The organism is Salsuginibacillus halophilus (assembly GCF_003014715.1).
Taxonomy (GTDB): domain Bacteria; phylum Bacillota; class Bacilli; order Bacillales; family Marinococcaceae; genus Salsuginibacillus; species Salsuginibacillus halophilus.
On record NZ_PYAV01000002.1, the window covers coordinates 67939 to 83529 of the forward strand.

The following is a 15591-nucleotide window of genomic DNA, read 5'->3' on the forward strand; positions in this document are numbered from 1 at the left end:
CACTATTCTTTTACTTTATCGCGGTATGATTGTTTAGTAAAATAGAAAGCGATGTTTACGCCTTGAAAGGCAGCTTAGTTGGAGGTTTATAATCATGGACATAAGTCAGACACCCCCGTCCAAATGGCGGCAGTACGCTAAACGCATTGTTGAACATAAAGCGTTCACCCCGATCATTATTGCTTTTATTTTATTTAATGCTGTGATCGTCGGGCTGGAAACTTACCCTAACCTTTATGATGGTAACGAGAATGTCTTTTTTACGCTTGACCGGGTTCTCCTCTGGATTTTCACGGTGGAAATTGCCCTTCGACTTGCCGGTACCCATCCGGTTTCTTCATTTTTCAAAAACGGATGGAACTGGTTTGATTTTGTTATTGTACTCGCAGGACATATCTTTGTTGGCGGCCATTTTGTCACTGTACTACGGATTCTCCGTGTGCTTCGTGTGCTTCGTGCCGTTACTGTGATCCCATCACTGCGGCGGCTTGTTGACGCTTTAATGCGGACCATTCCAGCAATGGGGAACATTATGGTTTTAATGTTTTTAGTATTTTACATTTTTGCGGTGATCGGAACGATTTTGTATGCCGATATTTCCCCTGAATATTTCGGGTCATTGCAAGCGACAATGATTACATTGTTCCAAGTTGTCACCCTCGAGTCTTGGGCAGAAGAAGTTATGCGGCCGGTTCTTGCTATTGATCCTTGGGCATGGTTTTATTTTGTCGCTTTTATTCTTGTGGGTACGTTCGTTATTTTCAACTTATTCATCGGTGTTATTGTTAACAACGTTGAAAAAGCAAATGAAGCAGACCAAGACAATGAAGAAGACGGAGCTGACCCATTAATCCCAGATACCAACACAAAAGAACTGCAGCAGCTTCGTGAAGAAGTTTCAGAACTGAAAGAGATGCTCCGATCCATGCAGCACAATGACAAAACTTAAACGTAGAGCCGCTCCTCATTCAACAAGGAGCGGCTCTTTTACGATGATTATGATTCTGTCCCTACAACCGATGGACGAAAGAACTGTTCATATAATCCGCGGATGGCTTCATCAGCTTGCGCTGCTTGAATCCCAAATGTTAAAGACACTTCTGAAGATCCTTGGTTGATCATCTCAATGTTTATGCCACGGTTGGATAAAGCCTGTGCTGCCCTCGAGGCTACACCTACTGTCTCATGCATCCCTTCACCGACAAGCATAATCATGGCAAACCCATGTTCAATATGCGCATCATCTGCTTCAAGTTCTTCCATAATTCTAGTAAGCATACGCTCTTCTTTTTCAGCAGTTAACTGAGAGTTGTCAATAATGACAGATGTATCATCAATCCCTGATGGGATATGCTCATAAGAGATGCCCTCGTCTTCAACAATTTTTAATAAACGTCGGCCAAAACCGACTTCTCTGTTCATTAAATACTTGCGAACATAAATGGTACTGAAGCCTTCATCGGCAGCGATACCGGTGACAGGTGTCTGGTCCTGTGCACGCTCAGCAATAATCATCGTACCTTCTGCGTCCGGATTGTTCGTATTTTTCACACATACCGGGATCGATGCACGAAAAGCCGGGATTAAAGCTTCATCATGGAAAACACCAAAACCAGCGTAGGAGAGCTCACGCATTTCACGATACGTCATCTGCTTAACTTCCATCGGCTGATCAACAACGCCAGGATTCGCAGCATATACAGAATCAACGTCTGTAAAGTTCTCATATAAATCTGCCTGAACACCAGCAGCTACAATTGAACCGGTAATGTCCGAACCTCCACGCGGAAATGTCGCGAGTTTGCCTTCAGGCGTGTAGCCGAAAAAGCCGGGAAATACAAGAATTTCATCGCGGTCGCGCAGCTTGTATAAGTGCTCATAAGCTTCCGGCAGCACCTTCGCGTTACCAGGCTCATCACTGACGAGCAGACCTGCTTCATACGGATTCAAATAAGCTGCTTTGACACCTTCGTTTTGTAAATAACGGGCAATCACTTTTGCGTTATTATCTTCGCCGCCTGCTTTCATTTGATCCATGTAAGACTCTTCATTGTCAGCAGCGAACTGCACGCGTTCAGTGAAGTCTGCTGCAACTTCTTGAACGACACTTTCTCCAAGACCTAAACCTGAAGCGATTTGACGGTATCGATCGACCACTGTTTCATATACCGCTTCATAAGATTGACCGTGCCATGCTTTTGATCCGAGTTCAATTAACAGGTCCGTTACCTTCGTATCACCACTATCTCGTTTTCCTGGCGCTGATACTACCAGCAGCCGGCGCTCCGGGTGCTCTTGCACAATATTGGTTACTTTTTTAATCTGCTCTGCGCTTGCGAGTGAACTCCCACCAAACTTTGCTACTCTCATCCTAATCTCCCCATCTTTATTTACGTAGTCAACAGCTTCTATCACTTTATTAAACAGCTGCTTTATACTGCTTAGCCACTTGCAAACAGTTTCCGTCAGCCTACCACAAATTCGAACTATCTCTCAACAGAAAATATTCTGTCTAATCAAGGCTGGGGCAGTCTCCATTTAAGTGATAAGGGGTCACCGCCGATTCTTTTAAAAATGCTAACGTTTCTTTTGAAACGGACGAAGGATGCGCTCTAAACGGCGCTTCCGCTTCGCTTTTTTAACATTCTTTTTGGCTAGTGGATGTCCTTGTTCAGCTGCTTTTTGCCACCAATGAAGAGCCTCATAGATGTCTTGACCTACATCTTTCCCGGTAAACAACATGTGACCTAGATTTACTTGCGCATCTGCGTCATTCAAGCGGGCAGCTTCTTCATAATAAGCATATGCTTTAGCTGCTCCTCCTTCTTTTTGAGCATACAGCCAGGCTAAATTATTCAGCGCCCTTGTATGCCCAAGCTGCGCCGCCTCTTTCCACCAGCGTTCAGCTTTTTTCGGAGCCTTTGTTACATCTTTCCCTTCGTAATACAGACTGCCGAGCATAAACGCAGCATCCTTCACGCCGCCCATAGCTGCCCGCTCATACCAATAAAGTGCCGGCTTTACTTCCCGCTCGATGAGGACACCTTCATACAAATGATTGGCCAGTTCACACATCGCCTCTAAAGAACCAGCTTCAGCAGCTTTTTCATACCACGATTTCATTAAAGCAGTATCAGGATCTACACCATGCCCAGTTTCGTATATCCGGCCAAGCGCCCGCATCGCCCGGGCATCCCCGTATTCAGCCGCGGTTTGAAACCACTCGACTGCTAAGTGTGGGTCTTGCTGCTGCATGCAGCGTACCCCGGTTTGATACGCGCTTTCCCGCTTTTCACCTTCAGAGGCCATTATGATTCCTCCCATGGATGAGACACGAGACCAAGCCACTGCAAAAGCGCCATAAATAACGGAACTTCTTGTGCTGTCAATTCATGTTCTGTACAAACAGACTCTGGAGTGTACTCAACACGCTTAGCCTCAGCATAGGTGGTTTCAGTTAAATTATTTGTTACATCTGCGTCATTAAAGCAAGCCGGGGCTACATACGTTTCATTTGTATGATCTAAAACAATTCGGGCATCCGGCGGGGCTGACAATTGAACCGGCACAACAAAACCAACAGCAGCTAGCACCATAACTGCGGCTATAAAAATAACAATAATTTTTTGCACACAAGTTCTCTCCCTGCTTTGTCTGTTATCATTAATGCCATGTTACTGCGTTTGTAAACGAGCGCTCTTTTACACTTGGTATAACTTCAGGTACACCAATAAACAACATGGCAATAACTTCTTCATCGGCACCTAATCCCAGTGTGTTTTTTGTAACCTCATCCTTTAATAAAGGCCCACTCCCCCAAAAGCAACCGACACCTTCCGACCATGCACTCAACATAAAATTTTGTACAGCACAAGCAGTAGCCGCTCGATCCTCTTGATCAAGCACTGGATCTTCTATGGAGGTTTTTGTCGAAACAGCAACAACAAATGGCACATCAGCCATGCCGTGATAAGCTTTTTCGTAAACCTTTGCCCCTTTTTCTGTATCCGGTCCACCTTGAGCTGCTGATTTCAACTCTCCGCGCCGGCGGGACAGCTGTTCTTTTGCCTCACCTTGAACGACATGAAAATGCCACGGTTCTGTCATTTTATGATTCGGTGCAAGTACTGCACATTCAATGGCCCGTTCAATTACAGCCGGATCAATGTCTTCATCTTTGAATTTATGGATAGTCCGCCGCGTTTTTAAGCCTTCTGTGAGTTCCATGAGATCCACCTCTTTGCTTATTTTTGTCGTGATATATTATAACGGCTTCCCCACCCTCCGGTCTAGATAAGGAGACTACACACTATGAAAAAAGCTGTCCGAAATCCGGACAGCTTACTCTCAATCACCTATGCAAATTTTTTATAGAAGTACTTATTCGCTTTTTCCTGCTTCAGCCTCCCAGTATTTCTCCTGATCATAATGATCAAACAAGCGCTCTTCAAATTCCCGGTCTAATGGCTGACCCGGCACGTATTCAGGCGCTGCCTGCACTTCGTGACGTGCCATTTTCACACGCACCTTTTTCTCCTCATCCTCTGTATGAAGAATCCAGCTTGAGGAAAGAACCGCATGACCTGTTGAAAACAAGCGTCCTGTATCGACACTGATATAGCGAATGTTCCAAGTGTCATCTTCTACAATCACATCATCAATTGTACCGATATCCCCGTCGCTTCCCTCGACATCATAGCCTGACCAGTCCCCTGTCATTTCTTTTAAGCTGCGTACTTTAATTTCCTCTTCATTAGGAAGTTCTTGCGGTCGTTGATGATGAGGCGCTTCGACCCGGAGCTGGTGCGGGTAAGGAAAACTTCCCCACATTCCTTGAGCAGGCCAGTAGTAACCATAACCGAAGTGATGATGCAGCTCAAGTTCTTTTTTACGTGTAATCGGTTCTGCTTCTTCTTTACCTGGAGCTTCTTCAAGCTCTTCTTTCGTTACATTTAAGTGAATGGTCTGTCCATTAATGTCCATGCGTTCCACTGCGATTGGTGAAACTAAAACCTTACCGCCTGGAAGCAGCGGCTTACGATTAACAACTAAATACCGGATTACCCATTGATCCTCATCCATATACACGTCATCAATTTTTCCAAGCTCTCCATCTGAAGTAATAACACCGAAATTTCTTAGTTTCTTAGCTTCAAAAAGCATAACGCTTCCCCCTTCAGGTTTGACTTCGTGCTATGCTTTTTACCTTCAGCCTTTTATTTCAAACATGTACTTTACTTTCGCTTTCAATTTTAAAGCCGGCAGCTTCAATCATATCGTGATCAAGTGCAGCCGTTTGTCCATCAGTTGTTAAGTAATCACCTACGAAAATTGCATTGGCGGGATAAAGAGCAAGCGGCTGCATCGAACGTAAAATCTCCTCTCGACCGCCGGCGACACGTATTTCTTTATCCGGAAGCATAAACCGGGCAGCTACAAGTACAGCCAACGCTTTTTGAGGTGACAGCTTCGGCCGATCGCCAAGTGGTGTTCCTGGTACCGGGTGAAGAAAATTAATCGGAACTGAATCCGCTTTTAGTTCCCGCAGCTCACGCATCGTATCAATAAGCTGTTCATCTGTTTCGCCCATACCGGCAATAATGCCAGAACAAGGAGAAATCCCGGCTGATTTAGCTTCATTCACCGTGGTCACACGATCATCATACGTATGGCTTGTTGTGATATGATCATGGTGATCTTTATGCGTATTTACATTATGATTGTAACGATCCACCCCAGCTTGTTCAAGCTGAGCTGCCTGTCCTTCTTTTAACAGACCCAAACAAGCACATATCTTTAAATCGTAAGTATTTTTAATTTCTGTTACAGCATCCGCTACCTCAGAAACCTCACGCCGACTCGGACCACGTCCGCTTGCGACGATACAGTATGTTCCGGCTTTGCGCCGCTCTGCTTCAGCCGCTCCTGCAACTAACTGTTCTTTAGATAATAACTGATAAGGCGTTTCGTTACTCGTAGAAACTGAAGACTGAGCACAATAGCCACAGTTTTCCGGACAAAGTCCATTTTTTGCATTAATTATCATGTTGAGTTTTGTTTCATCACCAAAATGTTGATAACGTATGTGATAAGCATGTTGCAGCGCCGGTAAAATCTCTTTTTCAGCCTGATTTAAGATGGTTACACCTTCTTCAACGCGCAGGCTTTCACCTTGCATAACACGTTTTAGCATATCTTCCATAATTAAAACATCCTTTCTTAATGTAAACTTTAACAATATAAAGGTTAACATTTACGATTTATGTTGACCAGCAAATAATGTCTTAATTTTTATAAATTTCAATCTTATAACTACAATTGAAAGCTTATTTTCAAGCATCAGTAAATATTTTCAACAAAATCCGTATATGTAGCACAGTTAGGTACGGTAAGGGTGTGTAAAAAAACCTTACATAGATGAAAAAATAACCCTTTATGTGTGATATGGTTATTTACATTAAGGATGCTATTACAGGGGTGTGGAGGGAGATACTTGTGGCTTCATATAAAAATAAGAAAGTCATTACAATTGGAATTGTGAGTGAGTTAACTGGATTAACGGAGCGTAAAATTCGTTACTACGAGGAACGCAAGCTGATTTTTCCCGATCGGAGCTCAGGCGGCACACGTAAATTTTCCTTTCATGATATTGAGTTATTAATGGATATTGCTGAAAAAATGGAAGATGGGATGCAGACATTTGAAATACGCAAGCAAGCTAAGCGGGCAGAAACGGAGTTTGAGGCGAAAAACCGAATGCGGCGCGGTCAATTAAACGCGGCATTTAACATGCGCAAAGGATAAGTGTTAAACATACTGCACAAGCTAAGCGCATCAATTATAAAGGAGCGACAAAAGATGCGTTTTACAATTTTATCTTTTGTAGTTTTTTCATTACATCTTATAGGTAGTACTGCAGCATACGCTGATGCATCCGGAGAAATTGCCATCATCATCGACGACTTCGGCCAGAATGTGCAGGCTGCCGAAAACATGCTTGAGCTTGATGCACCTTTCACAGCAGCTGTAATGCCGTTTTTAGAAGAGAGCCGTACCCATGCAAAAACAGCAGTTAACAACGGACACGACGTTATTGTTCATATGCCTATGGAACCCGTCCAAGGTCGGCCTTCCTGGCTTGGTCCAGGAGCGATCACAAAGGATATGACACCTGAACGTGCCCGGCAGTCCGTAAAGCAAGCGATGGACAGTCTTCCTGAAGCTAAAGGGATCAATAACCATATGGGTTCTGCTATTGTAACGAACGAACCAGTCATGCGCAGTATTTTAGAAGAAGTTAAAGAGCGGGGAATGTATGTAATTGACAGTGGCACCCATCAAAACTCCGTCGTTCCCGAACTATGTGAAGAGCTGGCTATACCTTATATGAAACGGGACTTGTTTATTGATACAGACCACAGCTCAAAAGCTGAAGCCATCAACATGCTTGAGCAGCTTCAAACAGAAGCCAAACGAAACGGTGCAAGCATCGGCATCGGTCACGTCGGTGTTCGCGGTCAAAATACTTATGCTGCGCTTTTAGAAATGATGCAGAAAAAAGATTTTCAAAACGCACTTGTACGGTCTTCTGATATGATTTTAAAAAACCCTGAACACAACCCGGAAGCTTTCTGGCAGTATTAAAAAGAGAACGCACTAGCTTTAATTTTTCAAAGTGAGTACTTAAAGCCGTCTCGCACACCGCCTGCGCCGGCAGCGCAATCTTATCATGGCTTTACTGCGCAGGCAGGAGTTCGCAACCCTCTCAGCTGCCAAAAGCTGCTGTTCTTAAACTTTCACCGGAATTTATAAGCTTTGTATTTATTGAATTGAGCTCAAAGCTTATATTTCAAGTCATTTGAATGTAAAAACCTTATTTGCCGCAACAGACTGCCTGTGATACATTGAATTCAGCAGGTACGTGCATTCGACCCCTATGAGCATCCTCCAAGCGTTCACTTCGGTTGACAATTTTTTAAAATCTCTCTACGATAAGTTTTGGTGATTTTCAATCTCTGAATCTAACGGAAGTAGTGATGCTGTATGATGCAAACGCTCAAAAACAGCCAATTGGTAAACAATGAAATTAATGAGTTAATTATTCCGCATGAAAAAGTTGCGCATGTCCACAAAAATAACCCTTTAAACCACGCACTTTTAGTATTAATTAAATCAGGCTATACTGCGATTCCGGTGCTTGATCACGAAAATAAAATTCAAGGACAAATTAGCAAAGCGCAAATATTGGATTCCATTCTCGGCTTAGAGCGTATTGAAATGGAACGGTTAAACGAATATGTTGTTGAAGACGTAGCGGATCCTGACATCCCTACATTACAAACAGATAGCACGTTTGGTGAAGCATTAATGCGCTCAATTAATTACCCTTTTTTATGTATTGTTGATGAAAATGGTGCATTTATTGGCATTTTAACGAGGCGCTCAATTCTCGCCTTAATGCACAGGTATTTTCAACAAACATGACATCTTTATTAACGGATAAAAAAAAGCTCGCCGCAGATGCGGCGGGCTTTTAAAATGGCCTGGCCTGCCGAATTTCAAACATCTCTTTAACTGCAGCTTCACGGCTTTTAAACATTTGATATAAACCGGCTTTTACACACAAGTCAGGTACAGCTGCTTCGAACTGCACTTTATCAATCATGTTTGTTCCTGAACGTGTTGGAACAAACATATGGGTATGCTGCCACGCTTGAAAAGGAAATGGAAGCACTTCTCCCTCGTCAACAAAGTAATTCCCTTCTTCAATTTCACTGATTCTTGACTCCCAATGAAACTTCAGCGGGCCGACACGAATCACTAAAGGCACATGGTAAATATCTTTAGCATCATTTTTCACGTGCACTTTCGGAAACGTTGTTAAGCTTTCTAAATTTTTTGGGTTTTGGAAGTAAGCCCAAACTTCGTTCACTGGCGCTTGAATCTTCGTTGTATAAGCTAACCTTCCCAATAAAATTCCCCCTTTCTTTGCAATTGTCCATTTCCCTATTTTTCGGCATCCTAACCCGTTTTACAGGTTGTAAGTCAACTTTTGAGGTAACCTCATAAGAAATACCTTAAATGACCTGCATGGGAAATATACTCGCTTTCACCAATGGCACAAGTGCGACATCGACTTAACCTGCGCTTCCGCTTGGTTGCGTCGTGTCTGCTTTGCAGCCGGGCAAAGCTTCAACCTCCTCATGAGCAAATCCGGCTCATTGCGGGGGATTCAGACGTTGCTTTTCCTGAAGGAATCTCGTATATTTCATGTGCCTTTTTTAACGTATCTGTTTATAACCTCTTGAGACAGCTCCTTTATCCTAATTGAAAGACTTATCCTTTCAGCTGATGATGCAATAATACTTTCATACGAAGACGGTCACAACGCCGGAAGCCAAATGTATTTCGTTTGGTCACCTTGGTTTGGTTACTCAACCCTTCTACCGGTCCGTTTCTGTATCCAAACGTAAAGCATCTTAAGATTTCTATCTACCAGTTCTGAAATGTTTCGATCACTTTGAGGAATACTTTCTGGACATCAGACTTAAAAGCATAACTCATATCCGAACCCGGTTTGTACGCTCATTACAAATGGGACAGCGGTGCGATTTTTGTTCTCTTTCTACATGGATGTGAAATGAACCCCTCCCAACAGTTTCTGTTTTCTTTATAACCATTTTTTCTAAGCCAGGGATAGACACGGTAAAATACATCTACACGCAACTCCTATCCTTCTCTTGTTTCTCGACAATTCAAGTTTAAAGGATATTGAAGCTTGCGTGTTTTTATATATTCTTTTGTAAAACCCCAACAAATACTGTAGAGTCAAAATAAAAAACCGGCCACTTAGGCCGGTTTTTTTTCATTATCCACATCCACAGCTTCCGCCACTACCGCAGCCGCCGCCACAGCCTGCTTGGTCAAAGAACGGATTTCCTGTAGGCACTTTAATATTATCAGAGACAGCATACGCCATTTCAGCACTGATCTCATTTAATAACGACTCAAGTTCTTTTTCTGCTTCTTTATAACGAGCAATTGTACCCTGGAGATCAACTTCACGTTTTAAAGCGCGGATATCGCGGGACACTTCCCGGTAGTTCGGATGATACTTACCAAACCGTTGAACTTCTTCATAATCTTCTTTTTTATCATTAAACTTCTGAATCAGCCGCTGGGCCTCTTCATCATGTTGCATTGACTCCCAAGCGCGAATATATGTGTGAAATACATCAGACTGTGCAACCATTTCTGCAAGCTTATAACCGTGCTCCATCCACTCAACCGGCGTTGAAGCCGCTGGACTCGAGACAGCATCCATTTCTAAACACCTCCATAACTGCATTGTATCATGAAGATAGGCAGGGAAAAAACGTCATTCATTCGCATTACTCAATTTTGACGGTAAATGTCTCTACAGAAGATAAAGCCTTTTCGTCGTCATTCATTAATTGCAGGCTGATTTCATGATAACCTGCCGAAAGCTCATCCACTTTAAATGCAGCCTGCTCAGCTCGATCGACCCACTCTCCATTGATATAAATATCAATCGCAGCTTGTGTCTTTTCTTCTTTTGAAGTTTGGAACGTGACATCAGACGCTGAAGTTTCAATGTAAACACTATCACCCTGAATTTGGTGCTGTACATGAAATTGAACAACTTCTTCATTTGAAAAAGCTGCGGTTATTAAAAAACCAATAATTATTAGCCTTATTAAAACACGCATAAAAACGCGCTCCTTTCTCCTCAAAATTCAACATTAGTTGTAGTATGAGAAAGAAGCACGCAATTATGAGTCATTTATCATTTTTGCTGTTTTAACAATTCCAAAAGCAATGCCCCGGCCTGGCCCTGTCTCGCTAAAAGATCTAATCGATCAGGCCAGGTTTTTTTATGGTAGCGTTTGGAAGCTTCAAGAAATTCAGCATATCGCTCCGGCGAGCGGCTTAACTTACGATACCAGGCAGGATCCTGCCGTAAATACGTTAAAGCGTCTTTGTCATAATAAATGGCTTCATACAACCTCCGCTCCATATTCAGTTAAAACCCTCGGAAAGAAAACGGGTCATGTGATGGCGGCTCAGGCATTTGCTGCTCCTGTGGGCCTTGAAATTGCTTCATTAACTGCTGGACATTGCCGAGCACACCACTGAATTGAGACATATGCTTTTGCAGCTCTTGTACGTTAATTTGACTCAAGAGTTGTGTTAATGATTCTGCCTGCGATGATTGAGCCGGCGTATTCGATTCACTCCGGTAAGGTGCCCAAATTTCATCTTCTTCACCTAGAATATACCAATCCTGGTAAAGTTGATTCCAGTCTGCGCGTCCGGAACGTACTTCTTTAATTAAATCTGGGTGTTCTTGAATAAAGGTTTTAAAGGCTGCGACATCTGGATGAAGTGTTTCATTACTCATATTGATCCCCCTTTGAACAATCCAACATTCAGCTACTAACAGACATATGCACATATGGATCAAAAGGTTCGCCTAAACCTTATGCTATAATAAAACTTACATTGATCCAGGGGGGATTGACTTGACAAAAGATCAACTCATCAAAGAAGCTGCAGCTTATATCGAAGCAGGCAGCGAAGAAGAAAGAGAAGCTTTCGCATTTTTACTTCAAGGGCTTCAAAAAAAGCAAAACGATCAATCTGGAAGCTACATCGGCGCTTGGCTGCAGCCGGAAAGAACTTATTTACCTGAAGGAAAATCTCAAATTACAATACCGCTGCGGGTCGTTCATGAAAACCCACACGGTATTGCTCATGGCGGTATTACTGCTACTTTAATTGACATGGCTACGGGTGATATTGTTCACCGTTCACTCCCAGAGGGTAAAAAAGCCGTTACAGCCGATATGCATGTTCATTACTTACAACCGGGCCGTGGTGAAACATTAACTGCAACGGCTGAAATGATTCGTACCGGCAAAACGTTGTGCACCGCCCGCGCTGAAATATATGATGAGCGCGGTGTTAAAGTTGCCGAAGGAACAGCGATGTACGCAGTACTACCTTAAGGCGTGTGTGGGGATCCTTCTGAAGCCGGCCGTACAAAGTTTTGGGTGTACGTCCGCTCAAACACACCTGATCCGTGATGAGTAAACTCTTCATGAAGCACATTTTCCCTGTGCCCTTCACTATTTAACCAACCAATCGCAGCAGCTAAAGCATCTGTATGTTCTGCTGCAATATTTTCACCGGCCATTAATAAGTCTACATTCTGCTCCTGAAGCCGCTCTCCAAGCCCTGTACCATCAGGAGCTGTATGTGCAAAATAATTTTCTTCTACCATATGACGGCTGTGCGCTGTTGCTGCTGTTGCTGCCTGCTCATGCCAAGATAACGGCGCTAAACCGTGTTGTTTACGAATCGCGTTATTATAAGCATGAATGGCCTCTGCATCAATGGCCTCTACATCTTCCCAATTTGCACGGGCTTCAGGTTTTTGGTCGGGTAGATCACCGGTATATGTCACCGGAAATGGCTGATGACGCACAAGTACATCTGGGCTCATATATCTTACAGCTGTTAACTGATTTTCGTGTACATCAAAATAAGCCTGTACGTATAGGTCTTCATCAATTTCAGCTACAGGGCGTGTTTCATGATGGTCTCCGCTGACATCAAACGTGTATGACCCTTGCTCTGTATCTACAGATAACTCGTTTTCAAACGTCCAACTGTCTTCCACTGTTTGGCGGTCGTCGTGCAGGAAAACTTCATTTGTGCTGTTCATTTGTTCAGTCCCAGCTGCTGTAACAATCGTTTCGTCTTCAACGCCAAAAGCAAACACACCGCCTTCTCCTTCATACAAAAGCCAATCATAACCATAAGCTGAAGGCCCTTCGTGTCCTGGTGGTCCCCAAACTTCAATCAAATCCTGGCGCGACTGTCCCATCCATTCATTTAAGGATGAACGGTTTTCAGGGACATCAACAGTTTCCTCATCCTCATCTAATGAGTCATTTTCTTCGCTCGTGTCTATCTCCTGCTCATTCTCAATAATTTCATCAATATCCCAATGTTCCTCTTCCTCCGGTGTCTCATATATAAAGGCGTAATAACTAAAGATGCCAAGAGCAAGCAGTCCTGAAAATACAAAGAAAGCAAACAAGCTTTTTAAAAACATTTTCTCCCCCTTATTTTAAACGGACGATGTTTCTTTTAATTATCCTCTTAAGCCATTCATCCGTCAAAACAAAACACTTATCAGATTGAGCTTACCATGAAAAAAACGAAGGCCACTTATACAGCAGCCTTCGTCTTACCATGAATGATAAATACTTAACAATTTTTAATGATGAACTTCAACGGACTCGGAGATTTCTGATAAAGCAAATGATGCCTCGTCTACGGTTGTCTGCCCTTCAGCCAAGTCTTTCAATGCGACAATCCCTACAAGCTTACCTTGTTCAATGACAGGAAGTCTTCGAATTTGCCGCATAGCCATTTTATTTGCTGCTTCATCCACATCCATATCCGGTGTGCCAGTTTCCATCTGTTCACTCATCGCCTCACGAACAGCTGCCGTTATGTTTTCGTTAGAGACACAGCGCAATACAATATCACGGTCTGTAATCATCCCCATCAATGAACCTTCTTCAGTTACAGGAATTGCACCAACGTTTTCATCGCGCATCATCTGGGCGACTTCAACAATGTGATCATCGGGGGTACATGTTTTCACATCTGTTGTCATCACTTCTTGAATCATAGACATATCATTCACACTCCCTATTTAGTATCATATGTAGCTTCACCTTCGCATACTGTGTTTATACACGTTTGTCATTGGAATGCCAAACAATTGCGTTGCATATGATGATAATTCATAATATGATTAAAGAAGATCATTGTCGTAGGAGGTTGCTGCATGAAAATTACGGGATTTGATGTTCAAGAAAAGGAAATAAACTTTGCCCAGTTGTCACGAATCATGAGTGATTTATCATTTATTCATGAAGGGCAGTGGGACTACGAACGTGTAACATTTGACGTTAAGATGCTTGATGCTACAGACGAGGCTACTTACTTTCTCCGACAACAGGCTGTTGCAATTAGCGGTGAGATTCCAAAAGATAATGCTGTTGTCAAACTTCTCACACCTGTTTTGGGCCGCCACTATTACCCACACGGGGTTGAGTACGATGAGGAATTCCCGGAAAAAATTGTTGCCAAATGCGAAAGTAAATTAAAGCAACTTGAAGGGGAACTGAACGAACTCGGCGTTTAATTTGTACGCAAAAGTAAAAAAGAAGCAAAACCGGATGACTTTGTTCACCCGGTTTTCTTTTTCACTTGCGTCAGCAAAATTTAAACTTGTTCAATGAAAGGCAGGAAAGGGGTATAAATGTGTCTAGTTTTTTAACGAAAAGAAATATTATTGCTTTAACTACAATTATTATTGCAGCAGTGGCAGCTTATTTTATCCTTCCAGTTTCTGTCCCAATCCTTCTTGCCTTGTTTACAGCCCTCATCTTATCACCCGTTGTACGAATAATGCATGAGCGGTTTAAAATGAAACGTAACCTAGCCGTGATGCTTACATTCACAACCTTTGTACTTGCATTTGCCACAGCAGGTTATGTCATAGCATTACAAGCTGTTACACAGGTCATTTATTTTGTAGAAAACTTACCTGATTATATTAACCAAATGAACCAGGCACTTCTTTCTTTCCAAACAAATTTAGAGCATACATATGCTGACGTACCGCCGGATCTTATCCGTGAAATTAACAGCCAGATTAACGAAAGCTTAATTGCAATGCGAGATCAATTTTCCGAAGCGGATGTTATTGCCACCATCACCGCATTTGTAGCTTCAATACCTAATTTTTTAATTTCGTTTCTTGTATACTTAATTGCCTTATTTTTATTCATGCTCGAACTTCCACGTTTGCGAAAACAGATGTATTCATTTATGAAAGAAAGCACAGCAGAAAAGGTTCATTTTATGAGCTCACGGCTGGCATTTGTCATCGCAGGTTTTTTCAAAGCCCAATTTTTAGTCAGTATCATTATATTTGCCGTCAGCTACATTACGCTGCTATTTATAGCACCAGAACTTGCTCTCATTATGTCCATTATCATTTGGTTAATTGACTTTATACCTATCATTGGGTCGATTGCGGTATTAAGTCCATGGGCACTATTTGAGTTTATCGTAAACGGCGATGTGTTTTTAGGTACGCAACTTTTAATTCTTGCAGCCGTGTTGTTAATTATCCGGCGTACCGTCGAACCAAAAGTAATGGGGCACCACATTGGATTATCCCCGCTTGCTACCTTAATCTCACTTTATATTGGACTGATGCTTTTCGGTGTTATTGGGTTCATCGCCGGCCCGCTGCTTGTCATTGCATTTACATCTGCACGTGAAGCAGGTATTATAAAACTGAATTTTAAAGTTTAAAGTTATAGTACCGTAGCAATAAATGTGCTGCGGTACTGCTTCGTTTAACGAGAGACCTATTTTACAATGTTGAAGAAAGAAGGCGCTTTAATTGAAAATTTTACACTTGAAAATTTGTTTGTTTCTTAGCTCATATGCACCTGTTTTTTATATCGCTTTGATACG

At 42.6% G+C, this 15591-nt stretch carries 20 protein-coding genes and 1 pseudogene; 7 read left to right on the forward strand and 14 right to left on the reverse strand.

All coding sequences use genetic code 11. The features are described 5' to 3' along the window. Window positions 1–94: 94 nt before the first annotated feature. Window positions 95–949 carry an ion transporter gene (locus tag B0H94_RS01770; protein WP_106587527.1) on the forward strand — a complete coding sequence of 285 codons (855 nt, stop codon included), beginning with the start codon at window positions 95–97 and terminating at the stop codon, window positions 947–949. A gap of 47 nt (window positions 950–996) precedes the next feature. Here the strand turns inward: B0H94_RS01770 and B0H94_RS01775 are convergent, their stop codons facing one another. From B0H94_RS01775 to bioB, 6 genes are all read right to left on the reverse strand, one after another. Further along, the gene (locus B0H94_RS01775) at window positions 997–2370 is read right to left on the reverse strand and encodes an aspartate kinase (protein ID WP_106587528.1); all 1374 of its coding nucleotides are present in this window, start codon (window positions 2368–2370) and stop codon (window positions 997–999) included. Window positions 2371–2577: 207 nt separating this feature from the next. Beyond that, complete coding sequence (locus B0H94_RS01780) at window positions 2578–3309, reverse strand: tetratricopeptide repeat protein (protein ID WP_181315207.1); 732 nt, start codon at window positions 3307–3309, stop codon at window positions 2578–2580. After that, on the reverse strand, window positions 3309–3632 hold the full coding sequence (locus B0H94_RS01785; RefSeq protein WP_106587530.1) for a hypothetical protein: 324 nt from the start codon (window positions 3630–3632) through the stop codon (window positions 3309–3311). The genes B0H94_RS01780 and B0H94_RS01785 overlap by 1 nt, the downstream gene beginning before the upstream one ends. A 31-nt stretch (window positions 3633–3663) precedes the next feature. Then, window positions 3664–4227, reverse strand: coding sequence for a nitroreductase family protein (locus B0H94_RS01790; protein ID WP_106587531.1), 564 nt, complete (start codon window positions 4225–4227; stop codon window positions 3664–3666). A gap of 153 nt (window positions 4228–4380) precedes the next feature. After that, a complete protein-coding gene (locus B0H94_RS01795) occupies window positions 4381–5163 on the reverse strand; it encodes a PRC-barrel domain-containing protein (RefSeq protein WP_106587532.1) in 783 nt (260 codons plus the stop codon). Between the two features lie 58 nt (window positions 5164–5221). Next, window positions 5222–6202 carry a biotin synthase BioB gene (gene bioB / locus B0H94_RS01800; RefSeq protein WP_106587533.1) on the reverse strand — a complete coding sequence of 327 codons (981 nt, stop codon included), beginning with the start codon at window positions 6200–6202 and terminating at the stop codon, window positions 5222–5224. A gap of 293 nt (window positions 6203–6495) precedes the next feature. On the opposite strand from bioB, the gene B0H94_RS01805 reads away from it, so the two are divergent. From B0H94_RS01805 to cbpB, 3 genes are all read left to right on the forward strand, one after another. Next, the gene (locus B0H94_RS01805) at window positions 6496–6804 is read left to right on the forward strand and encodes a MerR family transcriptional regulator (protein ID WP_427909923.1); all 309 of its coding nucleotides are present in this window, start codon (window positions 6496–6498) and stop codon (window positions 6802–6804) included. Window positions 6805–6858: 54 nt separating this feature from the next. Then, window positions 6859–7644 carry a divergent polysaccharide deacetylase family protein gene (locus B0H94_RS01810; protein ID WP_106587534.1) on the forward strand — a complete coding sequence of 262 codons (786 nt, stop codon included), beginning with the start codon at window positions 6859–6861 and terminating at the stop codon, window positions 7642–7644. 399 nt (window positions 7645–8043) lie between these two features. Next, a complete protein-coding gene (cbpB, locus tag B0H94_RS01815; protein WP_181315208.1) occupies window positions 8044–8484 on the forward strand; it encodes a cyclic-di-AMP-binding protein CbpB in 441 nt (146 codons plus the stop codon). Between the two features lie 49 nt (window positions 8485–8533). On the opposite strand, the gene B0H94_RS01820 is transcribed toward cbpB, so the two are convergent. From B0H94_RS01820 to ylbD, 6 genes and pseudogenes are all read right to left on the reverse strand, one after another. After that, window positions 8534–8971 carry an SRPBCC family protein gene (locus B0H94_RS01820; protein ID WP_181315209.1) on the reverse strand — a complete coding sequence of 146 codons (438 nt, stop codon included), beginning with the start codon at window positions 8969–8971 and terminating at the stop codon, window positions 8534–8536. 365 nt (window positions 8972–9336) lie between these two features. Further along, window positions 9337–9510: pseudogene (locus tag B0H94_RS01825) on the reverse strand (transposase); the annotation flags it as partial. A gap of 358 nt (window positions 9511–9868) precedes the next feature. Continuing rightward, entirely contained in the window at window positions 9869–10324 is a 456-nt protein-coding gene (locus tag B0H94_RS01830; RefSeq protein WP_245893872.1) for a YlbF/YmcA family competence regulator, read from the reverse strand. A gap of 67 nt (window positions 10325–10391) precedes the next feature. After that, window positions 10392–10730 carry a hypothetical protein gene (locus B0H94_RS01835; RefSeq protein ID WP_106587536.1) on the reverse strand — a complete coding sequence of 113 codons (339 nt, stop codon included), beginning with the start codon at window positions 10728–10730 and terminating at the stop codon, window positions 10392–10394. A gap of 77 nt (window positions 10731–10807) precedes the next feature. Beyond that, window positions 10808–11026: a YlbE-like family protein gene (locus tag B0H94_RS01840; protein ID WP_181315210.1), complete on the reverse strand. Its 219-nt coding sequence runs from the start codon at window positions 11024–11026 to the stop codon at window positions 10808–10810. Between the two features lie 18 nt (window positions 11027–11044). Beyond that, complete coding sequence (gene ylbD, locus B0H94_RS01845) at window positions 11045–11422, reverse strand: YlbD family protein (RefSeq protein ID WP_181315211.1); 378 nt, start codon at window positions 11420–11422, stop codon at window positions 11045–11047. A gap of 121 nt (window positions 11423–11543) precedes the next feature. Between ylbD and B0H94_RS01850 the strand changes: the two genes are divergently transcribed. Continuing rightward, window positions 11544–12029 carry a PaaI family thioesterase gene (locus B0H94_RS01850; RefSeq protein ID WP_181315212.1) on the forward strand — a complete coding sequence of 162 codons (486 nt, stop codon included), beginning with the start codon at window positions 11544–11546 and terminating at the stop codon, window positions 12027–12029. Here B0H94_RS01850 and B0H94_RS01855 read toward each other — a convergent pair. Together B0H94_RS01855 and B0H94_RS01860 are read right to left on the reverse strand one after the other, a co-directional pair. Beyond that, window positions 12026–13141 (reverse strand): CAP domain-containing protein, encoded by a 1116-nt coding sequence (locus tag B0H94_RS01855; RefSeq protein WP_106587540.1) that lies wholly within the window; start codon window positions 13139–13141, stop codon window positions 12026–12028. The genes B0H94_RS01850 and B0H94_RS01855 overlap by 4 nt on opposite strands. A 165-nt stretch (window positions 13142–13306) precedes the next feature. Next, window positions 13307–13732: a CBS domain-containing protein gene (locus B0H94_RS01860; protein WP_106587541.1), complete on the reverse strand. Its 426-nt coding sequence runs from the start codon at window positions 13730–13732 to the stop codon at window positions 13307–13309. Between the two features lie 153 nt (window positions 13733–13885). Here B0H94_RS01860 and B0H94_RS01865 point away from each other — a divergent pair, with 153 nt between their 5' ends. After that, window positions 13886–14245, forward strand: a complete 360-nt coding sequence (locus B0H94_RS01865; RefSeq protein WP_106587542.1) for a YugN family protein — start codon at window positions 13886–13888, stop codon at window positions 14243–14245. Between the two features lie 119 nt (window positions 14246–14364). Continuing rightward, window positions 14365–15426, forward strand: coding sequence for a sporulation integral membrane protein YtvI (gene ytvI / locus B0H94_RS01870; protein ID WP_106587543.1), 1062 nt, complete (start codon window positions 14365–14367; stop codon window positions 15424–15426). Window positions 15427–15591: the final 165 nt, after the last annotated feature.